The following is a 25598-nucleotide window of genomic DNA, read 5'->3' on the forward strand; positions in this document are numbered from 1 at the left end:
TCCTTCGGTGAGCGGGTCAGGCCGGTCGTGCTCCGTGCACGCGGTAGGGCTCGGCGTCGGCCCACTTGACGTCCAGGCCGAGCCCGGGGCGGCCCGGGTCGGGGCGCAGGGCGCCGCCGTCGGGTGTCGGCACGCCGTCGAACAGCAGGTTCTCGACGCGTACGTGGTCGTGGAAGTACTCCAGGTGCCGCAGGCGGCGTACCGCGCAGAAGGCGTGGGCGGAGATCGCCGGCGCGCAGTGCGCGGACAGGTCGATGTGCCGGCACGCGGCGAGGCCGGCCGTCTCCAGGACCGCGGTGATGCCGCCGCAGCGGGTGACGTCGGCCTGGAGGCAGTCGACGGCGGGCGGTTCGAGGAGGTTGACGAAGTCGCGGGAGGTGAAGGCGTATTCGCCGGCCGCCACCTCCAGCAGCGCCGGGCCCCGGTCGCGCAGCAGCCGCAGCCCTTCCAGGTCGGCGGAGCTGACGGGCTCCTCGAACCAGCGCACGTCCCACTCCTCGTGGAACCGGTGCGCCCAGTACAGCGCCTCCTTGCGGGAGAGCGCCCCGTTGGCGTCGGTGAAGATCTCCGGCTCGTCGCCGATCGCCTTGCGCACCGCCGTCAGGCGCTCCGGGTCGCGGCCGGGTTCGCGGGAGGTCTTCAGCTTCACGCGGGGGATGCCCTGGGCGACCCAGCCGGCGAGCTGCTCGGTGAGCCGGTCCGGGGAGTAGTTCGTGAAGCCGCCGCTGCCGTAGACCGGCACCCGGTCGTGGTAGGCGGGCAGCAGCCGGAGCAGGGGCAGGTCCAGCAGCCTGGCCTTGAGGTCCCACAGCGCCACGTCGACGGCGGAGACGGCCATGGCGCCGACGCCGGGGCGGCCGGCGTTGCGGATCTGCTCGCCCATCCGGTGCCACAGCGCCGGGGGCTTGGAGACGTCCTGCCCGTTCAGCAGCGGGGCCAGTTTCGACTGGACGAAGGAGGCGACGGACACGTCCCCGTAGGTGTAGCCGATGCCGGTCCTGCCGCCAGCGTGCACCCGGACCAGGACCACGGTCGTGGAGTCCCACTCCAGCGTCCCGTCCTGTTCGGTGCCTCCGGGGCCGTCGGTGGGCACCTCGAAGGCGTGCACGTCGACCGCGTCGACCCGGCACCGGGCCGGTTCCCCTCCCCCACCGGTGCCGAGCTCGCTCACGGGCGCCGCCCCGGCAGGTGCTGGGCCAGTTCGGTGGCCTTCTGCCGCATGCCCTTGGCGGTGATGCCGACCCGCTCCGGGTCGTGCACGGCCGCCTTGGCCGCCTTCTTGCCCTGCTCCAGCATGATGTGCGGCGGGATCGGCGCGATCTCGGCGTCGACCTTGAACTCCAGCACCACCGGCACGTCGGAGGCCAGGGCCTCGTCCCACGCCTTGCCGACGTTCTTGGGCTTGTCGCAGTAGATGCCCTTCAGGCCGAGCAGTTCGGCGTACCGGGCGTAGGGCACGTCGGGGATGTCCTGCGAGCCGGGGAACTTCGGGTCGCCGGCCATGGCGCGCTGCTCCCAGGTGACCTGGTTGAGGTCCTGGTTGTTGAAGACGCAGAAGATGAACGGCGGAGAACCGGCCAGCCGGTCGAAGTACCGCTTGACGGTGATCATCTCGTTCATGCCGTTCATCTGGAACGCCCCGTCCCCGACGAACGCGATGACCGGGCGGTCCGGGTAGGCGAACCGGGCGGCGATGGCGTACGGCACGCCCGGGCCCATGGTGGCCAGCGTGCCGGACAGCGACGCCTGCATACCGCGGCGCAGTTTCAGGTGGCGCGCCCACCAGTTGGTGCCGGAGCCGGAGTCGGCGGTGAGGATGACGTCGTCCGGGAGCCGGGGCGAGAGTTCCGAGGCGACGGCCTGCGGGTTCATCGTCTTGCCGAAGTGCTGCCCGGCCCGCTTGTCGCAGAGGGCGTTCCACTCGGCGACGTCCTTCTCGATCTTCTTCCGCCAGGAGCGGTCCTCCTTGCGCCGCAGCAGCGGGATCAGCTGCTTCAGCGTCTCCTTGGCGTCACCGACGAGGTGAGCGTCCATCGGGTAGCGGATGCCGATCATCCGCCCGTCGATGTCGATCTCCACGCCCCGGGCCTGGCCCTCGTCGGGCAGCCACTCGGAGTACGGGAAACTGGTGCCGACCATGAAGAGGGTGTCGCAGCCGCGGATCATGTCGTCACTGGCCTTGCTGCCGAGCAGGCCGATCGGCCCGGTGACGAACGGCAGCTCGTCGGGGAGCACCTCGCGCCCCAGCAGCGCCTTGGCCACCCCGGCCCCCAGCAGCTCGGCCACCTCCACGAGTTCGCTCTCGGCGTGCGCCGCCCCCTGGCCGATGACCATGGCGACCTTCTCGCCCTCGTTGAGGACCTGGGCCGCCCTGCGCAGCTCCCCCTCGTCCGGCAGCAGGCGCGGGCGGCTCCAGCCGACGCTGGAGAACACCGAACCGTGCTTCTTCGGCGGCGACGGCTGCGCCTCCTCCTCCTGCACGTCGTTCGGGATGATGATCGTCGCCACCCCGCGCGTGGTCAGCGCCGTCTTGAACGCCCGGTCGACCACATGCCGGGCCTGCCCCGGGTGGACGATCATCTGGCAGAACTCGGAGACGTCCGCGAACACCTGTCCGAGAGCGATCTCCTGCTGGTAGTGCGTGCCCAGCGACAGCCGCTTCTGCTGCCCGACGACCGCCACGACCGGCTGGTGGTCGAGCTTGGCGTCGTACAGGCCGTTGAGCAGATGGACGGCACCGGGGCCGGAGGTCGCCACGCAGCAGCCCACCTCCCCGGTGAACTTGGCGTGCGCGCACGCCATGAACGCCGACATCTCCTCGTGCCGGGCCTGGATGAACTCCGGGTCCCCCTCGGCACGGTCGAAAGCGCCCAGCAGACCGTTGATCCCGTCGCCGGGATAGCCGTAGACCCGCCGCACGCCCCATTCCTTCAGGCGCTCCAGCACGAAGTCGGCGACCAGCGTCATGACGTCCTCCCTCGGACAGACCTCTGCCGTCTCTGTGGGTGACCGCTCGTCGGCAGGTGTAAACGGAGCGTCGTGCTTCGCCACTCCGTTGGCCCGGGCGTCGGTGGCAGGGGCGCTTTCACCCAGGTGGCCGCCTGGTGAGGTGACGACGGGTGACGGCGTGTTTCATGGAGCCGGAGCCGGGTCACCCAAGCATGGCCACACCGACAGGACGCCGCCCCGGGCGTTCACGGTGCCGAGCCCGTACGCCGCCCACCCGCCCGACCCCGTGAAGAGGGCCATGTCTTCCTCGACCGCCGCCCCACCCCAGCCGCGTGACGCCGCGTCCGCGGCCGGGCGGCCGTCCTCCGACGACCTGGACGCCCTCCTGCGGGAACTGGCGCACCACCCACCCGGGGCGCGGCGTGCCGCCCTGCGGGACCGGATCATCCGGCTGCTGCTGCCGATGGCCCGCCGCGTGGCGCGCCGCTTCCAGCGGCCCGGCGAGGACGCCGAGGACCTGGTACAGGTGGCGGCCCTGGGGCTGATCAAGGCCGTCGACGGCTACGACCCGGCACTGGGCCACGCCTTCCTCTCCTACGCGCTGCCCAAGGTCACCGGTGAACTGCGGCGGCATCTGCGCGACCGCAGCGCCGCCGTACGGCTGCCCCGTCCCCTCCAGGAGGCGAGCGGGCAGGTCTTCCGTGCCGTCGAGGAACTCGAACAGCGGCTCGGGGGCCGGTCCCCCACCATCGAGCAGATCGCCGAGCACACGGGACTCGACCACGACCGAGTGCGGTCCACCCTGCGCGCCCTGCACGAGTGCCGTGCGCGCTCCCTGGACGAGCCCGCGGCTCGCGACCAGGACGCCCCGCTGTCCTGTCTGCTCGGTGCGGAGGACGCCGGTTACGGCCGGGTCCTGGACACCGTGGTCCTCACCGACCTGGTGCAGCACCTGCCCGAACGCGACCGCCAGGTCCTCTACCTGCGCTTCTTCCAGGAGCACACCCAGCAGCAGATCGCCGACGTCATCGGCGTCTCGCAGATGCAGGTCTCGCGGATCCTGCGGCGCTGTCTGGGCCGGCTGCGGGAAGGACTGCTGACGGAGGATGCGCGGTGCGGCGGCGTCGCGGACGCCGCGGGCGCCGCGGACCCGTCGCGGACGGCGCCGCGAACGGTGTCGCGGCCGACGCCGACGCGGGCCGCTCGCCGCCGCCCGGCCGGACCGGTGCCGCCCGCACGGCCCGCCGGACCGGTGCCGCCCGCACGGCCCGCCGCCGGACCGCCGGCTTCCGGTGGTGGCGACGGGTCCCCCCTGGGACCGGACACGACAGGATCACGCGCTCGGGCGGGACGGCACGGCAGGGCGGCGACGGACCGGTCGCCGAGGCCCTGTGCCGGCGCCCGGTCCTTCCGGCCCATCCGGCCCATCCGGTCCGTCCGGCCCATCCGGTCCGTCCGGTCCGTCCGGTCCGTCCTCCCGGCGTTCCCGGCGCTCCCCCGAGCCGTCGGCCGGTGCGCCGCTCCGGGCGACGGACGCCCGGCGCGCGCCCCTCCCCGGCGACGGGTCCGAGGAACGACCGGCACCGCCCGGAAGAACCGGAAGAAGGAGGGACGTGTGACGCCGCGTCCGGCTCCCGGACCGACCGGCTCCCGCGACGCGCGTCCATGACGGCACGGACGCTGGAACGGGTCCTGCGCATCGCCCGGCCGGAGCCCCGCGCCCCCGTGCGCGAGCGGCTCGCCGCCGGCCTGCGGCTGTTGCTGCTGTCCGCGGCGGTGCTGGTGGCCGTCGGCTTCTGCGGGCGGCTCATCGGCTGGGTGGCGCTGACGACGACCGTCGGTCCGACGGCGTACGTGCTGCTGGCACACCCGGGCACCCTGGCCCCGCGGCTGCGGGAGGCGGTCCTCGCGCATGCGTCGGCGGTGGGCGTCGGGCTCGGCTGTCTGGCGGCCTTCGGGCTGTGGCACCACCCGTCCATCGTCGTCCAGCAGCACGACACCACCGCGCAGATCCTCGCGCAGGCCTCGGCGGTGGGCCTGACCCTGCTCCTCCTGCACGTGCTGGACGCCTCCCACCCGCCGGCCGCGGCGACCGCGCTGCTGATCACCTCCGGCATCTCCCGCCCCGGCCCGCCGCTGTACGGGATGCTGACCGGTCTGGCACTCGTGCTCCTCCTCGCCGCGCTGCTCGCGCGGACGACGTCCCCGCATGCGCAGGCGCCGTCGTCGACGGGCGGCGAGGGACGGCAGGACTGACCGGCCGGGGACGGCCACTCGTCACGAAAGGCAGGCAGTACATGGCTCGCTCACGCAGGCGCACCGCCCACGCGTGCCGGGGGCCGGGTCCGGTCGCCGTGATGCTCGCCGTTCTGGGGGTGCTGCTGGCCGCCTGCAACGGCCCGCCGGCCGCCACTCGCCCGGAGGTCCTCGGCCAGGTCGAGTTCCCGTTCGACCGTGCCGTGCGCAAGGCGCTCGACGAGGTTCCCGACAGCAAGCTGCTCTCCACGGAGCTGCGCCGGGCCCAGAGCCCGGACCCCGTCTGGCACACCGAGGTCGCCACCGCGGACGGCACCGTGCACGTGGTGCGCGTCGACGCCGTACTCGGCCGGCTGCTGGACACGTCCGTGCCGGCGGGCCAGTCGCCGTCGGCGAAGGACGAGACGGCGCGACTGGTCGGCGAAGCGAAGCTGCTGCCGGAGGAGGCGGCCGAGACGGCGGCCCGCACGGCCGTGACCGACCCGCACTACGGCAAGGTGACGGACGTACGGCTCACCGAGGGCCCGGAGGGCAAGGTCGTCTGGCTCGTCACCGTCGCGACCATCACCGCGCAGAACACGCGCGTTCACGTGGTCGACGCCGTGACCGGCGAGGTGCTCGACACCCGGACGGACAAGGCCTCTCCCCCGCCGACGGCCGGTGCCACCCCTTCGACGTGAGGTGTCCGCGGTGACGGCCCTCCCGTGGCGACCGGCTCTTCCTGGTCCGGCCAGGTGACGGGCACCGTTTCCGACCGTGACGGCAGGGAAGACACCAGCCTCATGAGCGACAAAGCCCAGCAGCCGACGGCCGCTCCCGACGCCGCCTGCCCGCCGTGGGCGCTGCGCGAGTACGCGGTACTGGCGGACGGCGAGCGGGGAGCGGTGATCGACCCCGAGGGCCGCATCGTGTGGCTGTGCGCGCCGCGCTGGCACAGCGACGCCGTCTTCTCCGCGCTGATCGGCGGCGCCGGCCACTTCACCGTGGCGCCCGCCGATCCCTGGCACGTGTGGGGCGGCGCCTACGAGGAGGGCACGCTGATCCGGGTGAACCGGTGGGTGAGCGCCGACTGCGTGATCGAGTGCCGCGACGCCCTGGCGCTGCCGGCCTCGCCCGACCGTCTGGTGCTGCTGCGCCGCATGCGGATCGTGCGGGGCGAGGCGCTGCTGCGGATGGAGCTGGACCCGCGCCCGGGCTTCGGCGCACACCGCCTGCGGGACCCCCGGCTGGAAGGGGACGTGTGGACGGCCTCGGGCGACGGGCTGCGCCTGCGTCTCCTCGGGGCGCGCGGCGCGGCCTGGAACCCGGAGACCGGGCTGCGCGGCGAGGTCCGGCTCGGCCGGGGCGAGGAACACGACCTGGTGCTGGAACTGTCCACCGGCTCCGCGGCGCACTCCACCGGGCCCGCGACGCACCGGCTCGATCCGCAGGAGCTGTGGCGGGAGACCGAGCGGGAGTGGCACCGTGCCGTCCCGGACTGCTCCGCGCTGGCCGCGCCGCGCGACGCCCGGCACGCCTACGCCGTCCTGCGCGGCCTGACCAGCGGCTCCGGCGGCATGGTCGCCGCCGCGACCACGTCGCTGCCGGAGCGGGCCAACACCGGGCGCAGCTACGACTACCGCTTCACCTGGCTGCGCGACCAGTGCTACGCCGGTCTCGCGGTCGCCGCCCACGGCCCGCACCCGCTTCTCGATTCCGCCGTGCGGTTCACCACCGAGCGCATCCTCGCCGACGGCGACGGGCTCCGGCCCGCCTACACGGTCGCCGGTGAGCCGATGCCCGGGGAACACGGCCTGGCCCTGCCCGGCTACCCGGGCGGCAGCGACCGGATCGGCAACGAGGCGGCGGCCCAGTTCCAGCTCGACACCTTCGGCGAGGCCCTCCAGCTGTTCGCGGCCGCCGCCCGCCACGACCGCCTGGACCCCGACGCGGTACGGGCCGCACGGACCGCGGTGGAGGCCGTGGCCCGGCGCTGGCGGGAGCCCGACGCGGGCCTGTGGGAACTGGAGGACCGCTGGTGGACCCACTCCCGGCTCAGTGTCGTGTGCGGACTGCGCCGCGCCGCGGACGTCCTGCCCGGCGCGGACGGCCGGCGCTGCGCCGACCTGGCCGAACGGGTCTTCTCCGAGACCCGCCGGCGCTGCCTGCACCCGGACGGGTTCTGGCGCCGGGCGGCCGACGACGACGGGCCGGAGGCTGCCCTGCTGGTGCCGCTGGCGCGGGGCTGCACGGCCGCCGACGACCCGAGCGCCGTCCTCACCCGCACCCGGATCGAGGACCGGCTGTCCCAGGACGGCTACCTGTACCGGTTCGAGCACGGCGGCGTCCCGCTCGGCGACGCAGAGGGCGCGTTCCTGCTGTGCGGCTTCCACATGGCGCTCGCCGCCGACCGCCAAGCCGACCGCGCCCGCGCCTTCCGCTGGTTCGAAAGGACCCGGGCGGCCTGCGGGCCGCCCGGGCTGTATGCCGAGGAGTACGACGTGCGGCAGCGTCAGCTGCGCGGCAACCTGCCCCAGGCCTTCGTCCACGCCCTGCTGCTGGAATGCGCGGTCCGCCTCAACGACGCGACCGACCTGCCCTGACCGTTCGTGCGCAGCCCGGCGGCGAGCGCCGTGCCGGCACCGCCGGCCAGCGCGGCCCCCACGGCGAGGGGCCTGCGGTGCCGGGACAGCCACAGCTGCACACTGCGCCCGTGCGCCTCCTCGTCGAAGACGCCGTGCGCCCCGTGGTCATGGCCCGCCGTGCCGTCGGCGGGTTCCCAGAGGTTCACCGGACGGGAGTCGGTGACCGGGTCGTCCGTCTGCTGGGAGTCGTAGGCCGTGCGGGCCAGGTACCGGTCCAGCAGGGCCGGCGCGATCCGCTGGCCCAGCAGGGTGGCGACGGTGGAGCCGCCGACCCAGTGCTCGCGCCGCCTGGGATGGTCGGCCGCGTACACGATGCCCCGGGCGGCGACCTCGGGCTGGTAGACCGGGGGCACCGGCCGCGGATGCCGGGACAGCCGGGTCAGCACCCAGCTGAACTGCGGGGTGTTCAGACCGGGCAGCTGCACCATGGTGACGTGCACGCCGCTGCCCTCGTGCAGCAGCTCGCACCGCAGGGACTCGGTGAACCCATTGATGGCGTGCTTGGCACCGCAGTACACCGCTTGCAGGGGCACGCTGCGGTAGGCCAGGGCGGAGCCGACCTGCACGACGGTGCCCCGGTCGCGCGGCTTCATCCGGCGCAGGGCGGCCTGGGTGCCGTGCACGAAACCGAGGTACGTCACCTCGGTGGCCCGGCGGTACTCCTCGGGCCGGACCTCCATGACCGGCGCGAACACGGTCGAGAACGCGGCGTTGACCCACACGTCGATCGGCCCGAGTTCGCGCTCCACGCGCTCGGCGGCCGCGTCGACGGCCTCCGCGTCGGAGACGTCCACCGGCAGCGGGAGGGCCTCGCCGCCCGCCTCGCGCACGTCGCGGGCGGCGCCTTCCAGGCCCTCCTGGCCACGGGCCAGCAGCGCGACCGTCGCGCCGCGCTCGGCGAAGGCCCGGGCGGTGGCCCGGCCGACACCGCCGGAGGCGCCCGTCACCACGACGACCTCGGCCGCCGCGCGCGGTCCGTTCCGACGGCTCATGAGCTCCCCCGGCCGGGCAGGTGCTCGGCGTACTGCGTGAGCTTCTGGCGTACGCCCTTGGCGGTGATCCCCGTCTTCTCGGGATCGCGCAGCGCCGCCTTGGCCGCCTTCTTGCCCTGCTCGGCCATGATGTGCGGCGGGATCGGCGCGATCTCGGCGTCGACCTTGAACTCCAGCACCACCGGCACGTCGGAGGCCAGGGCCTCGTCCCAGGCCGCGCCGATCTTCTTCGGGTCCTCGCACACGATGCCCTTCAGGCCGATCAGCTGGGCGTAGGCCGCGTACGGGATGTCGGGGATGTCCTGGGAGCCGGGGTACTTGGGGTCGCCGGCCATGGCGCGCTGCTCCCAGGTGACCTGGTTGAGGTCCTGGTTGTTGAAGACGCAGAAGATGAACGGCGGAGAACCGGCCAGCCGGTCGAAGTACCGCTTGACGGTGATCATCTCGTTCATGCCGTTCATCTGGAACGCCCCGTCCCCGACGAACGCGATGACCGGGCGGTCCGGGTAGGCGAACCGGGCGGCGATGGCGTACGGCACGCCCGGGCCCATGGTGGCCAGCGTGCCGGACAGCGAGGCGTGCATGCCGTCACGGAGCTTGATGTTGCGCGCCCACCAGTTGGTGCCCGAGCCCGAGTCGGCGGTCAGGATCGTGCGGTCCGGCAGCCGGGGCGACAGCTCCGAGGCCACCGCCTGCGGATTGATCGTGTTCTCGAAGTGCTGCCCGGCCCACTTCTCGACCACGTCGTTCCACTCGGCGACGTCCTTCTCGATCTTCTCGCGCCAGGAGCGGTCCTCCTTGCGCCGCAGCAGCGGGATCAGCTGCTGGAGCGTCTCCTTGGCGTCACCGACGAGATGGGCCTCCATCGGGTAGCGGATGCCGATCATCCGCCCGTCGATGTCGATCTCCACGCCCCGGGCCTGGCCCTCGTCGGGCAGCCACTCGGAGTACGGGAAACTGGTGCCGACCATCAGCAGGGTGTCGCAGCCGCGGATCATGTCGTCACTGGCCTTGCTCCCGAGCAGGCCGATCGGCCCGGTGACGAACGGCAGCTCGTCGGGCAGCACCTCGCGCCCCAGCAGCGCCTTGGCCACCCCGGCCCCCAGCAGCTCGGCCACCTCCAGGACCTCGGCCTGGGCGCCGGCCGCGCCCTGCCCGACGAGCATGGCGACCTTGTCGCCCTCGTTGAGGACGTCGGCCGCCTTGCGCAGCTCATCCGGGTCGGGCAGGACCCGCGGGCGGCTCCAGCCGACGCTGGAGAACACCGAACCGTGCTTCTTCGGCGGCGACGGCTGCGCCTCCTCCTCCTGCACGTCGTTCGGGATGATGATCGTCGCCACCCCGCGCGTGGTCAGCGCCGTCTTGAACGCCCGGTCGATCACATGCCGGGCCTGCGCCGGGTGGACCACCATCTGGCAGAACTCGGAGACGTCCGCGAACAGCCGCTCGAGGTCCACTTCCTGCTGGTAATGGGTGCCGAGGCTGAGCCGCTTCTGCTGGCCCACGACGGCGACCACGGGCTGGTGGTCGAGCTTGGCGTCGTACAGGCCGTTGAGCAGATGGATGGCACCGGGGCCGGAGGTCGCCACGCAGCAGCCCACCTCCCCGGTGAACTTGGCGTGCGCGCACGCCATGAACGCCGACATCTCCTCGTGCCGGGCCTGGATGAACTCCGGGTCCCCCTCGGCACGGTCGAAAGCGCCCAGCAGGCCGTTGATGCCGTCACCGGGGTATCCGTACACACGCCGGACACCCCACTCGGTCAGGCGTTGCAGTACGTAGTCGGAGACCTGGGTCATGAGCAGCTCCTGATCGAGGGAGATTCAGTGGTCGGTCGGGTTGCCTCACCGACGGGCCCGTAAACCGTCGGCGGTACGGCCATACGGGTGCCCGTCGCCCCGCTCCCGCGGCGCGAACGGCCCACGTCCCCACCGGACCGCCGCGACATACCGTCCGGTATGCTCGGCGCGCCGCCGCTTCCGGTGCGGGCGGCGACTTCTCACGAAGGGGGCCATTCATGGCGGTCGACCCGAAGGGCGCGGATCTCAAGCGCCTGCTGTCCGAGGACCCCGGCGGTCCGGTCGTGATGCTCAACCTCCTGCGCTTCGCGCCGGGGGGCGAGCGGCACTACCAGGAGTACGCGCGGCATCTCGCCAAGACGTTCCTGCCGCGTTACGGCGGGGAGGTGCTGTACGCGGGAGAGGGGGCCACGCCGCTGGTCGCCGAGGAGGGACAGGCCTGGGACGCGGTGATCCTCGTCCGCTACCCGAGCCGCGAGGCGTTCAGCCGGATGGTGGCCGACCCGGAGTACCAGGCCGTCACCGAGCTGCGGACCCGCGCACTGGCGGAGGCGGTGCTGCAACCCACCACGCAGTGGCGGGCCGCCGACGGCCGCTGATCCGAGCGCACGGGCCGAGGCCGGCCGGTGGGCGGCCCGTCGCGGCTGAGCCCACCGGCCGGCCTCGGCCCGGCTCGGCCTCGGTGAGCGTCCGGCCGGGCGGCCTCAGCGCGACTCCGCCGCGGTGGCGTGGAGGTGCTCCAGGGCGTCCAGGACGACGGTGTGCCAGTGCCAGGCCAGCCAGCGCCCCACATCGCTCCCGGTCCGCTTCAGGGCCGCGAGCTGCGCGGCGGTGACGCGGGTCAGAGGGCGTTCGTGGTGGGAGGAGACCATGCCGACCACCGCGCCCCTGCCGTCCACGAGGGGGACGCTGTGCGCGGCCCGGCTGCCGGTCTGGAGGATCGCGTACCGGGACGCCTCGTCGAAGACGGCCGAGCTCGCCACGTCCCGCACGGTGACCTGGCGGCGCTCCGCCGCGGCCTGTGCGCAGGTGGTGGTCGGGGCGTCCACGAAGGCGAAGAAGTCGGTGAAGTACCTGTTCAGGCCGCGGTGTCGGGCCAGGCGCAGTCGGTCGCCGTCCGCGAGCTGGACGTTCCCCATCGGGGTCTGCATGACGGCCAGCAGCCGGTTCAGCGCCGCTTGGAGGACGGCTCCCTGGCTGCCGCGTGAGCCGTGGTCCACGGCGAGGCCGGGCAGCGGGGGCGGACCGTGCCGCCTTCGGCCCGGGAACCACACGGCCGAGTCCTGATCGGGGCCGGGCACGCGGACCAGGGCGTCCGCCAGGGTGTGGAGCTTGACGTTGCACTGCTGCGAGACGGACTTCAGCAGGTCCAGGGCCTCCTCGGCGCCATCGAGGTCGTAGCGCCCGGCCACGATCTCCTGGGCGCGGGCCACCCGCTCGTGGCCCAGCTTGCGGTTGCGCAGGTCGAGTTCCTCCTGCGGCCACTGCGCGGCGCTCTCGACGAGGCGGGAAGCGGTCGGCTCCGGCGGCGCGGCCGACTCGTCGGGTCGCCGGGGAAGCTGCTTCATGGACGGGAACCCCCATGCGGAGAAGGCAGACGGAACGCGAGCCGCGGGCAGGCCGCTCGGGCCCGCCCCGGGGCAGCGCCTGCTTCCCAAGCACTCCGCCCCGAGCGTAACCAGAACCCCGTCGGCGGAGGAAACCCCTCCCCTGTCGTCTCAGCCATCCGGGTGGACAGCCGTCTCAGCCATCCGGGTGGAAAGGGTCATCAGCCGAAGGGGGCGAGGGCGGCGAGGACGGCTGACGCCGCCGCCGGTCGGCGTCCGCCGTTTCGGGCGCGCGAGCCCCGGGCACCCGGGCCGGGCTCGGGACGAACGTCCAACGAGGAGACGAACGGCGGCCGGGGAGCCCGAGCGGCGGCCGGTGCAGAGCGTGCGGCGAGAGGACGGCACACCGTGACGGAGTGCGAGGAGGCCGGGCCGGGCCGGACCGGCCCACGACGGGGCGCGAGGAGCGAGGGCGACGGGCGCGGCGGGCTGCTCTCCGGGCCGCAGCCCGACGTGGCCGCGGCGGCCGGTCACGAGGACGCCCCGCCGCGCATGGGGTTCTTCACCGACACATCGGTGTGCATCGGCTGCAAGGCCTGCGAGGTGGCGTGCAAGGAGTGGAACGCCATCCCGGAGGACGGTCTGGAACTGACCGGCATGTCGTACGACAACTCCGCGGGGCTCGGTGCCGACACCTGGCGGCACGTCGCCTTCATCGAGCAGCGCAAGCCGCTCGGCGGCCAGGAGCCCGGCGTCGGCCACGAGGACACGGACGTCTTCGCCGCCGCCCGGAGCCTGGGCGCCTCCCCCGGTTCACCCGGTCCCGGCGCGACGGCGCCCCCGCCCGGGGCCGCGCCGGCGGGCGCCCCCGCGGGCGGCGTCTCGCCGGTGGCGCCCGACGGGCGTACCGAGCTGCGCTGGCTGATGTCGTCCGACGTGTGCAAGCACTGCACGCATGCCGCGTGCCTCGACGTGTGCCCCACCGGGTCGCTGTTCCGCACCGAGTTCGGCTCGGTCGTGGTGCAGGAGGACGTCTGCAACGGCTGCGGGTACTGCGTGCCGGCCTGCCCGTACGGCGTCATCGACCAGCGCCCCGACGACGGGCGCGCCTGGAAGTGCACCCTGTGCTACGACCGGCTGGGGGCCGGCATGGAGCCCGCGTGCGCCAAGGCCTGCCCGACCGACTCCATCCAGTTCGGCCCGCTGGAGGAACTCCGCGAACGAGCGGCCGGCCGCGTGGCCCAGCTGCACGCCGCGGGAGTCCCCGACGCCCGGCTGTACGGCGCGGACCCGGACGACGGCGTCGGCGGCGACGGCGCGTTCTTCCTGCTGCTGGACGAGCCGGAGGTCTACGGACTGCCGCCCGACCCGGTCGTCACCACCCGCGACCTGCCCGCCATGTGGCGGCACGCCGCCGCGGCCGCGGCCTCGCTCGCCGCGCTGGCGGCCGTGAGCTTCGCCGGGAGGCGCCGATGACCGGGTCCGACGTCACCCGCGGTGGAATGGAGGGCGCCGGGCCCGGGCGGGAGGCCCGCACCGGCGCCGGGCCCGGACGCAGGCGCCGCCGCCGGGGCGAGCAGGCGATGGTGCCCGAGGCGACGTTCTCCTCGTACTACGGCAAGCCGGTCCTGAACGAGCCCACGTGGCAGGCCCTGGACATCGCGGGCTACCTCTACCTCGGAGGCCTGGCCGGCGCGTCGTCGCTGCTGGCCGCCGGAGCCGACGCCACCGGCCGGCCCGCGCTGGCCCGGGTGGCGAAGCTGGGCGCGGCGGGCGCCGTCACGGCCTCGCTGGCCGCGCTCGTGCACGACCTCGGCCGTCCGGCCCGGTTCCTCAACATGCTCCGCGTCTTCAAACCGACCTCCCCGATGAGCGTGGGCTCCTGGCTGCTGGCCGGTTACGCGCCGCTGACGGCCGCCGCCGCTGCCGCCGACGTCGCGGGCCGGTACCGGATCGCCGGGGCCGCCGCGACGGCGACCGCCGCGGCGCTCGGCCCGGCCGTCGCCACCTACACCGCCGTGCTGGTCTCGGACACCGCGGTGCCGTCGTGGCACGAGGGCCATCGCGAGCTGCCGTTCGTCTTCGCCGGGTCCGGCGCGACGGCCGCCGCGGGGCTGGCGCTGGCCTGCGCGCCGGTGCGGCAGGCCGCTCCCGCGCGGCGCATGGCCGTGCTGGGCGCGGCCCTGGAGCTCGGCGGCTTCCGGCTGATGAAGCGTCGTATGGGCCTGGCCGCCGAACCGTTCGAGCAGGGCCTGCCGCACCGGCTGCTGCGCGCCGCCGAGATGCTCACGGCGGGCGGCGCGGCCCTTGCGGCGTGCGCGGGCCGGCGGGGCCGGGTGCCGGCCGCCGTGGCGGGCACCGCGCTGCTGGCCGGCTCGGCGGCCCTGAGGTTCGGCGTCTTCCACGCCGGGGTGGCCTCGGCCCGGGACCCCAAGTACACGGTCGTGCCGCAGCGGGAGCGACTGGCGGCGTCCTCGCGCTCCGGCGGGCACGGGGAGGACGAGCGGGGCTCCTGACGCGCGCGGCGGCGGGGCACCGGCCCGCCCCTGGACGTGGACGGTGAGGCCTCACCTGCACGGCGGAGCCGCCCGCCTGCCGCGCCCGCCCCGTGACCGACCCGCCGGGGGCGCAGGACCGTCCCCAGCGGGCACGCCTCACCGCAGGACGACCGGCTCCGCCCCGCGCGGCACCAGTTCGCCCACGACCGGCGCTCCCGGCACCTCCCCGGCCACCAGCAGTCCGCCGGAGGTCTGGGCGTCGGCCAGCAGGAACCGGGTGTCGGCGTCGGCACCGCCGAAGTCGGTGAACGGCGCCACCCACTCCAGGTTGCGCCGGGTGCCGCCGCTGACGAACCCGTCCCGGACCGCCTCCCGCGCCCCGTCGAGGTAGGGCACGGCGGCGGTGTCGACGACGGCGGTCACCTCCGACGCCCGCGCCAGCTTGTACAGGTGCCCGAGGAAGCCGAACCCGGTGACGTCCGTGGCACAGGTCGCCCCGGCGGCCAGGGCGGCGGCACAGGCGTCCCGGTTCAGCGTCACCATCGTGGCCACCGCCTGCTCGAACCGCTCGCCGGTGACCTTGTGCCGGTTGTTGAGCACTCCGAGCCCGAGGGGTTTCGTCAGCGACAGGGGCATGCCCGGCCGTCCGGTGTCGTTGCGCAGCAGCCGTCCGGGGTCGGCCAGTCCGGTGACGGCCATGCCGTACTTGGGTTCCGGGTCGTCGACGCTGTGACCGCCGCCCACGTGGCAGCCCGCCTGCGCGGCGATGTCCAGGCCGCCGCGGAGCACTTCGCGCGCGAGGTCGAAGGGCAGGACGTCGCGGGGCCAGGCCAGGAGGTTGACGGCGAGGACCGGCCGGCCGCCCATGGCGTACACGTCGGACAGGGCGTTGGCGGCGGCGATGCGGCCCCAGTCGTAGGGGTCGTCGACGACGGGGGTGAAGAAGTCGGCCGTGGAGACCATCGCCTGCGTCCGTTCGCCGTCCGGCGCGGGCAGCGCGACCACGGCCGCGTCGTCGCCGGTGGCCGTGCCGACCAGGAGCGGTGTGTCACCGCCCGTCGCCGGCGGTGCCGCCAGGCCGCCGAGCACGGCCTCCAGCTCCCCCGGCGGGATCTTGCAGGCGCAGCCGCCGCCGTGGGCGAACTGCGTGAGGCGCACGGGGCTTTGACTGGTCGTCGTCATCGGTGTCTCCCTGGTGCGGTGACGGGGTGGTCGTGCCGTGGCGGCGATGGGTGTCCGGTAGCCTGGGCGCGCGGTGGAGGCGTGTGGGTGCCTGGTGGCCCTCCCGGTCTTCAAAACCGAGGTGCCCGAGGATCTCGGGCAGGCGGGTTCGATTCCCGTCCGCCTCCGCTCCCGGAGTCGCCCGGGCAGCGGCGGTGCCGGGCGTCCAGCCGTTCGGTGTAGCCGCGGGCGTCCAGATGCTCCAGCAGGGGGACGGCCACCCGGCGTGTGGTGTCGAGGGCCTTGCGGGCCTCGCTGAGGGTGAACGGCTGCGGCAGCTCGCCCAGGACGGCGGCGGCCCGCCGGTCGGCGCCGGGCAGCAGGACGATGCCGTCGCCGACCCGCAGCAGTTCGCCCGCCGCGACCGCCGCCGCCAACGCCCTGCGGTCCAGTCCGAGTTCGGCCAGCCGGCCGGCCTCCGGGGCGCGGAACGGCGCGTGCTCCAGCTCCCGTCGTACGGCGTCGACGGCCTTCCGGACGGCGGGCGGCAGCGTGGGCCGGGTGGCCTCGGGGCCGTACAGCCGGCCGTGCGCGCTGTGCAGCCGGTGCCGGCCGGCGGCTGCGGCGAGGGCGTCGACGAGAGCCCGGTCGGGCAGGCCGAGCAGGTGCCGGGCGGCCTCGGTGGGCAGGCCCGGGTCCAGCGGATGGCGCTCCGCGTGCCGGGCCACCTCGGCGGCCAGGCGGTCGCCCAGTGCCCTCCAGTGGCCCGGGTCGGCCAGCCAGTCCCCGGCCACGGCCGCGGCGGGGGCCGGCACCCCCATGGCCTCCAGCTCGGCTCGGCGCACGATCCCGCGCCGCCGCAGTTCCGCCGCGCCGTCGGGTCGGCCGGTCATGCCCGCGAGTTCCCCCGCCCTGGCCCGGGCCGCGCCGCGCCGGGCCAGCCGGGGCGGGCGCACGTCCAGCACCGTGACACCGCACGGCGCGCGCCGGCCGCCCGGTTCCCGCAGGACGGCCCGGTCGCCGACGCGCAGCGGCAGTTCCCGGGCGAGGGTCAGCCTGGCGGTGTCCGTGCCGAGCGGGCGGACGGTCACCGGCACCGCGGCGGTGCCGATGTGCAGGGTCACGTGCCGGGGCAGGTCGGGTACGGGCGTCCCGGTGACCCGGGCGTCGAGCTGCCCGGTCAGCAGCCAGCGGTCCGGGGTCAGCAGCACCCTCCCGCGGCCGAGTTCGCCGTCGGCCGCGCCGGGCACGTTGACCGCCACCCGGGCCACGCCGCGTACGGCGGTGCGCTCCTCGTGCAGGCATTGCAGCCCGCGTACGCGCAGCCCGGCCGTGCCCGCACCCGTCACGAGGCGGTCGCCGACCCGGAGGGTTCCGGCGGCCAGTGTGCCGGTGACCACCGTGCCCCGGCCGCGCACGGTGAAGGCCCGGTCCAGCCACAGCCGTACGGCCGCGTCGGCGGGCGGGTCGGGCAGCGCCCGGGCCAGCCGGGCCAGCTCCGCACGCAGGTCGTCCAGTCCGTCGCCGGTGACCGCGCTGACCGCGACGGACGGCACGGTGCGCAGCGAGGTGGCGGCCATGCGCTCGAGCGCGTCCGCCCGCACGGGGCCGGGGTCGGCGAGGTCGCTGCGGGTCACCGCGAGGACGGCGTGCCGCACGCCGAGCGCGTGCAGGATCTCCAGGTGCTCCTGCGACTGCGGCTGCCAGCCCTGGTCGGCGGCGACGACGAACAGCACCGCGGGGACGGGTCCGACGCCGGCCAGCATGGTGGCGACGAAACGCTCGTGCCCGGGCACGTCCACGAAGGCCAGGTGCTCCCCCTCCGGGCCGTCGGCGCCGGGGGCGTCCAGCCGCGTCCACACGAAGCCCAGGTCCAGCGTCAGCCCCCGGCGCCGCTCCTCCTCGAGGCGGTCGGGTTCCATCCCCGTCAGCGCCCGCACCAGCGCCGACTTGCCGTGGTCTACGTGCCCCGCGGTGGCCACTACCCGCATTCCGGCGACCTCCCCGCGTCCGCCACCGCCCGCACGGCCGCCGCCAGCCGCTCGTCGTCCTCCTCGGGCACGGACCGCAGGTCGAGCAGGCACCGGCCCGCCTCCAGCCGCCCGACGACGGCGACCGGACCGGTGCGCAGGGCGGCGGCGCAGTGCTCGGGCAGGGACAGCGCGGCGCTGGGCAGGGTCACGCCGGGCGCTCCGCCGCCGCCCACCGTCGCGGTGCTGTCGACGGCCCGGACGTCGACGCCGTCGGCGGCCAGTGCGGCGGCGAGCCGGCCGGCGCGGCGCGTCAGCGCCGCCGGATCGGCTGCCAGCGCCTCGGCCGTGGGGGTCGCCGGGCCGGTCAGCGTCGCCTCCAGCGCGGCCAGCGTGAGCTTGTCCACGCGCAGGGCGCGGGCGAGCGGATGCCGGGACAGGGTGCGGATCATCTCCTCGCGGCCCAGCAGCAGTCCGCACTGCGGGCCGCCCAGCAGTTTGTCGCCGCTGGCTGTGACGAGGGCGGCGCCCGCTCGGAGCTGGGAGTCGGCGTCGGGTTCCTCGGGCAGCAGCGGATGGGGGGTGGGCAGGCCGGAGCCGATGTCGACGACGACGGGGACGCCCAGGCCGGCGAGATCGCCGACGGCGGCCGCGCGGGTGAAGCCGGTGATACGGAAGTTGGACGGGTGCACCTTGAGCACGAACGCCGTCTCCGGGCCGAGGGCCTGCGCGTAGTCCGCGGTGGTCGTGCGGTTGGTCGTGCCCACCTCGCGCAGCCGTGCTCCGGTGGATACCAGCAGGTCCGGCAGGCGGAAACCGTCGCCGATCTCCACCATCTCCCCCCGGCTGACGACGATCTCCCGGCCGGCGGCCAGGGCGGTGGCGGCCAGGACGAGGGCGGCCGCGCCGTTGTTGACGACGTGTGCGGCCTCGGCGGACGGCACCCGGTCACGGAGGGCGGCCAGGGCGGTGCGGCCGCGGCGGGCCCGTACGCCGGTGCCCAGGTCCAGTTCGACGTCGGTGGGTCCGGCCGCCTCCTGGACGGCCTGCCGGGCGGCGTGGGACAGCGGCGCCCGCCCGAGGTTGGTGTGCAGCAGCACGCCGGTGGCGTTGATCACCGGCCGCAGCCCGCCGGCCGTGCGCGGCAGCAGGGCGAGTGCCGTGTCGGCCACCCGCTCCGGCGCGACGGAGCCGTCGCGGGCGCGTTGCTGTGCCCGGTGGACGGCCGCCTTCACGGCCGTGGGCCCGAGCCGCTCCGCGGCCGACGCCAGGCGCGGGTCCCGCAGCAGGGCGTCGGTGCGGGGGATGCGCCGCCGTGGGTCCGGGCCCGCTGCCGTGGTCTGCGCCGTGCCGCGCCGCAGTGTTTCCCGCTGGTCCACTCGACCCCTCCGTCCGGGTCCGGCTCCCTCGCCGGACGACGACCTCCCAGGAACGTCCATCGTCTCCCAGTGCCCCGCCGGGCCGGGCGGACACGCCGTCACCGTGACGTCGCGTCAGCGTTCGGCGTCCTCGCCGTCCTCGCCGTCCTCGGATTCCCCGGCGTCCTGGGACCTGGTTCCTCCGGGCAGGGGCGTGCCGTCGCGTGCGAGGCGGTCGGCGAGTTCGTCGCGGACCAGCCGCCGGCGTTCCAGGCCGTGGGTGCGGTAGGCGGCGCGGCCGATGACCTGGCTGGTGATCGGGGCGGTGAGCAACTGGAAGAAGGCCACGAGGAGCAGGACCGGGGCGTGGCCCGGGGATGTCTGCGCGGCCGCTCCGACGAGGAGGAGCAGCAGGCCGAGGGTCTGGGCCTTGGCGGCCGCGTGGAGCCGGCTGGCGGTGTCCGGGAAGCGGACCAGGCCCAGGGCGCCGAGGAGGCAGAAGGCGGCCCCGGCGGGGAACAGCAAGGCGGTGACGACGTCGCGCCAGTCGGTCATCGCATGCCCTCCCGCTTCTCGATCAGGTGGGCCGCCGTCATCGACCCGATGAAGGCCAGCAGGGCGAGGACGACCAGGACCGGGACGGCGGTGGGGTCGCCGCGCAGCGTGATCCCCACGGCGGTCGCGGCGATGGACATGGTGACGAGGACGTCCAGGGCCAGGATGCGGTCGAGCGCCCGCGGGCCGCGGACCAGGCGCACCAGGGTGAGCAGGCCGGCCGCCACGACCATGGCCAGGGTGACGACGTACAGGACGGTCACGGGTTCCTCCCTCGGCCGTGCCGCGGTGTGCCGTCCGGGCGCTCCGGTGCCGGTGCGCCCCCGTCGCCGTCGCCCTCGTGGCGGAGGACGACGGCGCGGACGACCCGGCGTTCCACGGCCCGGACTTCGTCGCGGCGATGGGTGATGTCCCGCCGGTCGCGGACCGGCAGCGCGTGGACGTACAGCCGCCCGCGGCGCCGGTCGATCTCCGCCACGAGGGTGCCGGGGGTCATGGTGGTCACCTCGGCGACGGCCGTGATCAGCAGATCGCTGTCGGTCTCCAGCGGCACCTCGATGATCGCCGAGGAGACCTTTCCGCCGTGTCTGACCACCTGCCAGGCGACGGTGCACCCGGACACGACGAGGTCCGCGACCAGGTGGAGCAGCAGCCGCCCGGCCCGCAGCGGCCTCGGCACGGCGGACGGCCGGACGGCGGGCAGCGGGAAGGCCAGCACCACGGCGACGGCGACGAGCAGTCCGCCGACGAGCACCACCGCTGTCGTGGCTCCCCACAGCAGGACCCACAGCAGCCAGAGCCAGCCGATCATGGGCAGATGGCTCAGCACCCGGTGGGTCCGCCCCGGACGGCCGGTGGCCCGGTTCACCGCTCTCCCTCCCCCAGGACGGCGGACCGGTAGGCGCGCGGGTGGAGCAGATCGTCGGCGGCGCGCTCACCGAGCCGGGCGAGCGGGCCCGCGCACACGGCGACCGCGACCCCGGTCGCCGCCATGCCGGCCGTCGCGGCGAGCATGAGCCGGGCGCCGCGTGCACGCCGGCGGCGGGCGGGGGCGGCGGGCTTAGACGGGCGGGGCCGAGCGGGTTCCGACGGCCGTCCCAGGAACATCGCCGTCCCCGCCCGGGTCATCGCACAGAGGGTCAGCAGGCTGGTGAGCAGGGCCGCGGCGGCGAGCGCGTACGCCGTCGGCCCGCCCTGTGCGACACCGGCCTCCAGCAGGGCGAGTTTGGCGACGAAACCGGAGAACGGCGGGATGCCGGACAGGCTGAGGGCGGGCACGACGAACAGCACGGCGGCCGCCGTGCCGGGCGGTGGCCGCCGGGACATGCGGTGCAGCGCGGCGGTCCCGGTGCGGCGCACGGCGAGACCCGCGACGAGGAACAGGGCGGCCTGGACGACGATGTGGTGGACGACGTAGAGGATGGTGCCGGTCACTCCGGGGGTGTCGAAGAGGGCCAGGCCGAACAGCATGAAGCCGATGTGGCTGACGAGGGTGAAGGACAGCAGCCGGTTGAGGTCGTCCTGCGCGAGGGCGCCGAGGATGCCCACGACCATGGTGACGATCGCGGCGCAGGCCAGCAGGGTCCACGCCTCGGTCCGGGGGAACAGCAGCGTCTGGGTGCGCAGCAGGGCGTACACGCCGACCTTGGTCAGCAGCGCGGCGAAGACGGCGGTGATCGGGGCGGGCGCGGTGGGGTAGCTGTCGGGCAGCCAGAAGTGCAGCGGGACGATCGCCGCCTTGATGCCGAGCACGGCCAGGAGCAGCAGGGCGAGCGCGGAGCGCAGGCCGTCGGGCAGTTCCGCGAGCCGGGGGCCGAGCTGGGCCAGGGTGACGGTGCCGGTGGCCGCGTAGACCAGGGCCACCAGGGAGAGGAACAGCAGCGACGACGTCAGGCTCACGACGGTGTACGTCATGCCGGCCCGGACGCGGTTGCCGTCGGCGTCCAGCGTGATCAGCACGTAGGAGGCGGCGAGCATCACCTCGAAGGCGACGAAGAGGTTGAACAGGTCGCCGGTGAGGTAGGCGAGGCTGACGCCCGTGACGAGCACCAGGTAGGCGGGGTGGAAGACCGCGGACGAGGCGTGCCGTTCCTCCGCCGTGCCCTGGCCGATGGCGAACACCAGCACCGCGAGCGCCACCAGCGCCGACACGGTCAGCAGGAGGGCCGACAGCCGGTCGGCCACCAGAGTGATGCCCAGCGGCGCGGGCCAGGCTCCGACGTGCACCACCTGTGGTCCGTGGCGGTCGGCCAGGGCGACGAGCACGGCGCCGCAGGCGACGACCGCGGTGAGGACGCCGATGGCGAGGGCGCGCACCACCGCGCGGTTCCTGCCGAGCAGGGACAGGCCGGCGCCGAGCGCGGGCAGCAGCACGGGCAGCGCGGGCAGTGCCGCCGTCATCGGTCGCCCCCGTCCGCCGTGCCGTCCGTGCCCCGGTCCGGGACGGGGTGGGCCTCCTCGCGCTCCCCGACGCTGCCGATGCGCCGGTCCTCCACGTCGTCGCGCACCTCGTCGTGCCCGGTCAGGCGCCAGGACCGGTAGGCCAGGGCCGCCAGGAACGCGGTGAGGCCGAAGGTGATCACGATGGCCGTCAGTGCCATGGCCTGCGGCAGCGGGTCGGCGAGCCCCGCCTGGTCCGTGCTGCCGCCCTTCAGTACGGGCGGGCGGCCGGGGGTGCCCCCGGCGACCAGGAGGAGCAGGTTGGTGCCGTGGCCCAGGAGGATGAAGCCGAGCAGGATCCGCATCACCGAGCGTTGCAGCATGAGGTAGAAGCCGACGGTGAACAGGCCGCCGACGGCCAGGGACATCGTCACGTCGATCGGGTTCACCGGCTACCGCCCTCCGTCGCGTCCTGGCCGAGTGAGACGCCCACCGCCGACAGCAGTTTCAGGACGACTCCGACGACGAGCAGATAGACCCCGATGTCGAAGAACAGGCTCGTCGCGAACTTCACCGTGCCGAGTACCGGCGGGTGCACGGTCACCACCGTGCTCTCCAGCGGGGTGCCGCCGAGCAGCAGCGGGAACAGCCCGACGGCGGCGGCGAGCAGCAGCCCCAGGCCCGCGACCACGCCCGAGGACACCCGTACCGCGGCCCCGAGGTCGGCGCGCCCGCCGACGACGTACCGCAGCACGAACGCCTGGCCCGCCACCAGGCCGCCGGCGAAGCCGCCGCCGGGGCGGTAGTGACCGGAGAAGAGCAGGAACAGGGAGAACACCAGGATGGAGGGGAAGAGCAGGCGGGTGGCCACCTCCAGCAGCACGGAGCGCTCGCCGCCGGGCCGTTCGCCGGCACCGGGCAGCCAGGTCCGCACCGGCTCGTCCCAGTGCGCCGTCGGGAAGACCGCGCGCGGCCGTCCGCCGCCGGGGCTCCGGGGGCCGTCGCGCTCCCCCACCCGGACCAGGCTCACCACCCCGACCGCCGCCACCAGCAGCACCGAGATCTCGCCCAGCGTGTCCAGCGCGCGGAAGTCGACGAGGATCGCGTTGACGATGTTGTGCGCGCCGGCCTGCGAGGCATGGTGCGCGTACTCCCGCGAGACCGGCTCCGCGGTGCGCGCGGCGGACGCCACCAGGGCGAAGCAGGTGACCAGGACACCGACCGCGCCGGCCGCGCAGGCCCGCACCACGCGCACCCGGGTCAGCGTCCGGCCGGGGCTGAACCGGGCCGGCATCCTGCGCAGGACGAGGACGACGACGACCAGCGTCATGGTCTCCACGAGGAACTGGGTGAGCGCCAGATCGGGCGCTCCCCGCACCAGGAACACGCCGGCGACGCCGTAGCCGACGGCGCCGGCCAGCAGGATGCCGGTGAGACGGTGCCGGGTGGCCACCACCGCCCCGGCGGCCGTCAGCACCACGACGGCCAGGAACGGTTCGACCGGGGACCACCAGGCCCGCGGGGAACCCGGTGACGGCGCCGCGGCCAGCAGTGCCGCCCCGGGCACCACCACCACGGTCACCAGAAGCACCGTCAGATACAGCGGCAGGGACCCCACCTGGGTGCGGCGGGTCACGGCGACGGCCAGCCGGCCGACGGCCGCCACCACCCGGTCGAAGACGCGTTGCGCGTCCGGCAGCCGCGGCCGGGCGGGCAGGGAGCGCCGGCCCGCGTGCAGCAGGGCGCCCGCCGCCAGGCTCAGGGCCGACAGGCCCAGCACGGGCGTGAAACCGTGCCACAGGGACAGCTTGTACGGCCCGTGGGCCCCCGGCGGGTAGACGTCGGCGTACGCGGTCGCGACGGCCGCGGTGCCCGCGTAGCCGATGCCCAGGGCCAGTCCGGCCGCCGCCAGTACGGCCACCGGGGCGAGGAATCCGGCCGACGGCGGCTGCGCCCGGTCCGCCGTCGCGCCGCGAGGTCCGCCGAAGGCGCCCTGGAGGAACCGCGCGGCGTACGCCACGGTCAGTGCCGAGCCGACGACGAGCACCGCCGTGAGCGGGCCGTGCCCGGCCAGTTCGGTGCCGTGCAGGAACGCCTCGAAGTAGGCCTCCTTGCCCAGGTAGCCGAGGAGCGGCGGAAGGCCGGCCATCGAGGCGGCGGCGAGTGCGGCCACCGCGCACAGCGCCGGCATGCGACGGCCCAGCCCCGACAGTTCCCTCAGGTCGCGGGTGCCCGTGAGGTGGTCGATGATCCCGACGGACAGGAACAGGGCCGACTTGAACGCGGCGTGGGCGAGCAGCATCACGGCCCCGGCGAGTGCGGCGGTACGCGTCCCGGCGCCCAGGAGCGCGATGAGCAGGCCCAGTTCGCTGATGGTTCCGTAGGCCAGCAGCAGCTTCAGGTCGGTCGCGCGCAGGGCCCGCCACGCGGCCAGCACCATGCTGGTGAGCCCGACGCCGAGCACCAGCGGGCGCCAGGGGCCGGTGTCGGAGAGGGCGGGCGCGAGGCGGGCGACGAGGTAGACGCCGGCCTTGACCATCGCGGCGGCGTGCAGGTAGGCGCTGACCGGAGTGGGGGCCACCATGGCGGCGGGCAGCCAGCCGTGCAGCGGCATCTGCGCGGACTTGGCGAACGCCCCGACCAGGACGAGGACCGCCGCGGCGGTCACCGCGCCGCCCTGCGGCGGGTCGGCGACGATCTGCGAGATCCGGTAGGTCCCGGCGGCCCGCCCGAGCACGACCAGGCCGAGCAGCATGACCAGGCCGCCGGCCACGGTCACCAGCAGCGCCTGCCGGGCGGCCCGGCGCTCCTCGGCGGTGCTCCCCCGCCCGGCGATCAGCAGGAACGAGGCGACGGTCGTCAGTTCCCAGAAGACGTACAGGACGAAGAGGTTGTCCGCCAGGACCAGGCCCGCCATCGACCCGGCGAAGGCCAGCAGCAGGGCGGCCTGGCGGCCGGCGTCCCGCTCGACGTAGTACCGGCAGTACAGCAGGACCAGGGCCCCGACGCCGGCGACGATCCACAGCATCAGCAGGGACAGGGCGTCCAGCCGCAGGTCGAGGGTCAGGCCCAGGGACGGCGCCCACTCCAGGGACGCGCGGAGGTCCCCGCCGTCCAGCACCCGTGGTGCGCGGGCGCCGGCCCAGGCGACCGTGGCCAGCGGGACGAGGGCCGCCACGGCCCACACGGCGCGGCCGAGCCGCCGCTGCCACCAGGGGATCGCCGCGGCGACCCCCGCGTGGGCGGCCAGCAGGAACAGCACCGCCTCAACTCCTTCGTGACTCCCGGGCCGTGGAGGCCACCGCTCGTGACGATCGTCCCGGGCCGGTACCCCGGTCGACGGCCATGAGTGCCCGGTGTCGCGGCAATCAGTCCTCGGACGGGGCAGACGGGTGCATGGCCGGAGCGTGGCCGGCGGCCGGGGTGAGCATTGACACATCAGGTAAAATAAACGCAAAGGTGCCGCGGCCGTTCCACGACGGCCCGTCGTCACAGCTCATGCCCTCGCAC

20 protein-coding genes, 1 tRNA gene and 1 pseudogene are annotated in these 25598 nt (G+C 74.8%); 8 read left to right on the plus strand and 14 right to left on the minus strand.

Going from position 1 to position 25598, the window contains the following annotated elements; all coding sequences use genetic code 11:
• Nucleotides 1–16: 16 nt before the first annotated feature.
• Both ACZ45Q_RS20805 and ACZ45Q_RS20810 read right to left on the minus strand, forming a co-directional pair.
• Complete coding sequence (locus tag ACZ45Q_RS20805; protein WP_468263305.1) at nt 17–1171, minus strand: enolase C-terminal domain-like protein; 1155 nt, start codon at nt 1169–1171, stop codon at nt 17–19.
• Nucleotides 1168–2967, minus strand: a complete 1800-nt coding sequence (locus ACZ45Q_RS20810; protein ID WP_468263308.1) for a thiamine pyrophosphate-requiring protein — start codon at nt 2965–2967, stop codon at nt 1168–1170. Before ACZ45Q_RS20810 ends, ACZ45Q_RS20805 begins: the two co-directional genes overlap by 4 nt.
• Nucleotides 2968–3247: 280 nt before the next feature.
• Between ACZ45Q_RS20810 and ACZ45Q_RS20815 the strand changes: the two genes are divergently transcribed.
• The 4 genes from ACZ45Q_RS20815 to ACZ45Q_RS20830 all read left to right on the plus strand — a co-directional run bounded on the left by ACZ45Q_RS20815 (nt 3248) and on the right by ACZ45Q_RS20830 (nt 7787).
• A complete protein-coding gene (locus ACZ45Q_RS20815) occupies nt 3248–4618 on the plus strand; it encodes a SigB/SigF/SigG family RNA polymerase sigma factor (RefSeq protein ID WP_468263310.1) in 1371 nt (456 codons plus the stop codon).
• Nucleotides 4615–5205 carry an HPP family protein gene (locus ACZ45Q_RS20820; RefSeq protein ID WP_468263313.1) on the plus strand — a complete coding sequence of 197 codons (591 nt, stop codon included), beginning with the start codon at nt 4615–4617 and terminating at the stop codon, nt 5203–5205. The genes ACZ45Q_RS20815 and ACZ45Q_RS20820 overlap by 4 nt, the downstream gene beginning before the upstream one ends.
• 101 nt (nt 5206–5306) lie before the next feature.
• Complete coding sequence (locus ACZ45Q_RS20825; RefSeq protein ID WP_468263316.1) at nt 5307–5885, plus strand: PepSY domain-containing protein; 579 nt, start codon at nt 5307–5309, stop codon at nt 5883–5885.
• 102 nt (nt 5886–5987) lie between these two features.
• Nucleotides 5988–7787, plus strand: a complete 1800-nt coding sequence (locus tag ACZ45Q_RS20830; protein WP_468263318.1) for a glycoside hydrolase family 15 protein — start codon at nt 5988–5990, stop codon at nt 7785–7787.
• Here the strand turns inward: ACZ45Q_RS20830 and ACZ45Q_RS20835 are convergent.
• Both ACZ45Q_RS20835 and ACZ45Q_RS20840 read right to left on the minus strand, forming a co-directional pair.
• Nucleotides 7697–8821 carry an SDR family oxidoreductase gene (locus ACZ45Q_RS20835; protein WP_468263321.1) on the minus strand — a complete coding sequence of 375 codons (1125 nt, stop codon included), beginning with the start codon at nt 8819–8821 and terminating at the stop codon, nt 7697–7699. The two genes, ACZ45Q_RS20830 and ACZ45Q_RS20835, sit on opposite strands and share 91 nt — an antisense overlap.
• On the minus strand, nt 8818–10620 hold the full coding sequence (locus ACZ45Q_RS20840; RefSeq protein ID WP_468263323.1) for a thiamine pyrophosphate-requiring protein: 1803 nt from the start codon (nt 10618–10620) through the stop codon (nt 8818–8820). The genes ACZ45Q_RS20835 and ACZ45Q_RS20840 overlap by 4 nt, the downstream gene beginning before the upstream one ends.
• A gap of 218 nt (nt 10621–10838) precedes the next feature.
• On the opposite strand from ACZ45Q_RS20840, the gene ACZ45Q_RS20845 reads away from it, so the two are divergent.
• Nucleotides 10839–11219, plus strand: a complete 381-nt coding sequence (locus ACZ45Q_RS20845) for a DUF1330 domain-containing protein (protein WP_468263326.1) — start codon at nt 10839–10841, stop codon at nt 11217–11219.
• Nucleotides 11220–11324: 105 nt separating this feature from the next.
• Here the strand turns inward: ACZ45Q_RS20845 and ACZ45Q_RS20850 are convergent, their stop codons facing one another.
• Complete coding sequence (locus tag ACZ45Q_RS20850) at nt 11325–12188, minus strand: ANTAR domain-containing protein (RefSeq protein WP_468263328.1); 864 nt, start codon at nt 12186–12188, stop codon at nt 11325–11327.
• A gap of 531 nt (nt 12189–12719) precedes the next feature.
• Here ACZ45Q_RS20850 and ACZ45Q_RS20855 point away from each other — a divergent pair.
• Both ACZ45Q_RS20855 and nrfD read left to right on the plus strand, forming a co-directional pair.
• Complete coding sequence (locus ACZ45Q_RS20855) at nt 12720–13643, plus strand: 4Fe-4S dicluster domain-containing protein (protein ID WP_468263893.1); 924 nt, start codon at nt 12720–12722, stop codon at nt 13641–13643.
• Nucleotides 13640–14683: an NrfD/PsrC family molybdoenzyme membrane anchor subunit gene (gene nrfD, locus ACZ45Q_RS20860; RefSeq protein WP_468263331.1), complete on the plus strand. Its 1044-nt coding sequence runs from the start codon at nt 13640–13642 to the stop codon at nt 14681–14683. Before ACZ45Q_RS20855 ends, nrfD begins: the two co-directional genes overlap by 4 nt.
• A 138-nt stretch (nt 14684–14821) precedes the next feature.
• Here nrfD and selD read toward each other — a convergent pair whose 3' ends face one another.
• Entirely contained in the window at nt 14822–15847 is a 1026-nt protein-coding gene (gene selD, locus ACZ45Q_RS20865; protein ID WP_468263334.1) for a selenide, water dikinase SelD, read from the minus strand.
• A gap of 75 nt (nt 15848–15922) precedes the next feature.
• Here selD and ACZ45Q_RS20870 point away from each other — a divergent pair.
• Nucleotides 15923–16015: transfer RNA gene (locus ACZ45Q_RS20870), tRNA-Sec, on the plus strand.
• 35 nt (nt 16016–16050) lie between these two features.
• Here ACZ45Q_RS20870 and ACZ45Q_RS20875 read toward each other — a convergent pair.
• The 8 genes and pseudogenes from ACZ45Q_RS20875 to ACZ45Q_RS20910 all read right to left on the minus strand — a co-directional run.
• A pseudogene (locus ACZ45Q_RS20875) lies at nt 16051–17817 on the minus strand (SelB domain-containing protein); the annotation flags it as partial.
• Nucleotides 17808–19175, minus strand: a complete 1368-nt coding sequence (gene selA / locus ACZ45Q_RS20880; RefSeq protein WP_468263337.1) for an L-seryl-tRNA(Sec) selenium transferase — start codon at nt 19173–19175, stop codon at nt 17808–17810. The gene selA and the pseudogene ACZ45Q_RS20875, both read right to left, overlap by 10 nt.
• Nucleotides 19176–19289: 114 nt before the next feature.
• Nucleotides 19290–19709 (minus strand): monovalent cation/H(+) antiporter subunit G, encoded by a 420-nt coding sequence (gene mnhG, locus ACZ45Q_RS20885; protein ID WP_468263340.1) that lies wholly within the window; start codon nt 19707–19709, stop codon nt 19290–19292.
• Nucleotides 19706–19972: an MrpF/PhaF family protein gene (locus ACZ45Q_RS20890; RefSeq protein ID WP_468263343.1), complete on the minus strand. Its 267-nt coding sequence runs from the start codon at nt 19970–19972 to the stop codon at nt 19706–19708. The genes mnhG and ACZ45Q_RS20890 overlap by 4 nt, the downstream gene beginning before the upstream one ends.
• Entirely contained in the window at nt 19969–20577 is a 609-nt protein-coding gene (locus ACZ45Q_RS20895; protein WP_468263345.1) for a Na+/H+ antiporter subunit E, read from the minus strand. Before ACZ45Q_RS20895 ends, ACZ45Q_RS20890 begins: the two co-directional genes overlap by 4 nt.
• Nucleotides 20574–22109, minus strand: a complete 1536-nt coding sequence (locus ACZ45Q_RS20900) for a Na+/H+ antiporter subunit D (RefSeq protein ID WP_468263348.1) — start codon at nt 22107–22109, stop codon at nt 20574–20576. The genes ACZ45Q_RS20895 and ACZ45Q_RS20900 overlap by 4 nt, the downstream gene beginning before the upstream one ends.
• Nucleotides 22106–22537: a Na(+)/H(+) antiporter subunit C gene (locus ACZ45Q_RS20905; protein WP_468263351.1), complete on the minus strand. Its 432-nt coding sequence runs from the start codon at nt 22535–22537 to the stop codon at nt 22106–22108. The genes ACZ45Q_RS20900 and ACZ45Q_RS20905 overlap by 4 nt, the downstream gene beginning before the upstream one ends.
• Nucleotides 22534–25350 carry a Na+/H+ antiporter subunit A gene (locus ACZ45Q_RS20910; protein WP_468263353.1) on the minus strand — a complete coding sequence of 939 codons (2817 nt, stop codon included), beginning with the start codon at nt 25348–25350 and terminating at the stop codon, nt 22534–22536. The genes ACZ45Q_RS20905 and ACZ45Q_RS20910 overlap by 4 nt, the downstream gene beginning before the upstream one ends.
• Nucleotides 25351–25598 lie beyond the last annotated feature (248 nt).

It is taken from the genome of Streptomyces sp. NPDC031049 (assembly GCF_055571015.1).

Coding starts and splice junctions, on each gene's coding strand:
- ACZ45Q_RS20815 (WP_468263310.1), top strand. CDS start 3,248: ATGTCTTCCTCGACCGCCGCCCCACCCCAGCCGCGTGACGCCGCGTCC.
- ACZ45Q_RS20900 (WP_468263348.1), bottom strand. CDS start 22,109: ATGACGGCGGCACTGCCCGCGCTGCCCGTGCTGCTGCCCGCGCTCGGC.
- ACZ45Q_RS20835 (WP_468263321.1), bottom strand. CDS start 8,821: ATGAGCCGTCGGAACGGACCGCGCGCGGCGGCCGAGGTCGTCGTGGTG.
- mnhG (WP_468263340.1), bottom strand. CDS start 19,709: ATGACCGACTGGCGCGACGTCGTCACCGCCTTGCTGTTCCCCGCCGGG.
- ACZ45Q_RS20845 (WP_468263326.1), top strand. CDS start 10,839: ATGGCGGTCGACCCGAAGGGCGCGGATCTCAAGCGCCTGCTGTCCGAG.
- ACZ45Q_RS20820 (WP_468263313.1), top strand. CDS start 4,615: ATGACGGCACGGACGCTGGAACGGGTCCTGCGCATCGCCCGGCCGGAG.
- ACZ45Q_RS20810 (WP_468263308.1), bottom strand. CDS start 2,967: ATGACGCTGGTCGCCGACTTCGTGCTGGAGCGCCTGAAGGAATGGGGC.
- ACZ45Q_RS20830 (WP_468263318.1), top strand. CDS start 5,988: ATGAGCGACAAAGCCCAGCAGCCGACGGCCGCTCCCGACGCCGCCTGC.
- nrfD (WP_468263331.1), top strand. CDS start 13,640: ATGACCGGGTCCGACGTCACCCGCGGTGGAATGGAGGGCGCCGGGCCC.
- ACZ45Q_RS20825 (WP_468263316.1), top strand. CDS start 5,307: ATGCTCGCCGTTCTGGGGGTGCTGCTGGCCGCCTGCAACGGCCCGCCG.
- selD (WP_468263334.1), bottom strand. CDS start 15,847: ATGACGACGACCAGTCAAAGCCCCGTGCGCCTCACGCAGTTCGCCCAC.
- ACZ45Q_RS20855 (WP_468263893.1), top strand. CDS start 12,720: ATGGGGTTCTTCACCGACACATCGGTGTGCATCGGCTGCAAGGCCTGC.
- ACZ45Q_RS20840 (WP_468263323.1), bottom strand. CDS start 10,620: ATGACCCAGGTCTCCGACTACGTACTGCAACGCCTGACCGAGTGGGGT.
- ACZ45Q_RS20850 (WP_468263328.1), bottom strand. CDS start 12,188: ATGAAGCAGCTTCCCCGGCGACCCGACGAGTCGGCCGCGCCGCCGGAG.